We start from the raw sequence: 272 nt of genomic DNA, 5'->3' as shown, positions 1-272 counted from the left end.
CCTCCAGGGCATAGAAAATTACAAGGACCGCTTGCGGAAGGTCTTCTGGGTGGTGCTGGACTACTTCGATCGCAACCCGGACGTAGCACGCATGATCCAGCACACCATCAGTGCCGAGCCGGTGCAGCGCGACGTCACCGATGAACAGCGCATGCTCACCGAAGTCTTTCTCCGCGTCCTGCGCGAAGGCCGCGAGCAGGGCGTGCTCACCAGCGAAATCAGCGAGAAGCACCTGCTCGATTATTTCTATGGCGTGCTGATGCGCCTGGTGC

The 272-nt window shown here is 59.9% G+C and carries 1 protein-coding gene; it reads left to right on the top strand.

Annotated elements, in window-relative coordinates; genetic code table 11:
• Window positions 1-49 precede the first annotated feature (49 nt).
• The coding region (locus tag SB754_RS20335) for a hypothetical protein (protein ID WP_410784173.1) at window positions 50-272 on the top strand (223 nt) is incomplete at its 3' end.

Origin of the sequence: Leifsonia sp. SIMBA_070 (assembly GCF_046534635.1) — a bacterium.
In the GTDB taxonomy this organism is placed as follows: Bacteria; Actinomycetota; Actinomycetes; order Actinomycetales; family Microbacteriaceae; genus Leifsonia.
The sequence above is the reverse complement of the archived record's forward strand: the minus strand, read 5'-3'. Positions and strand labels throughout refer to the sequence as shown.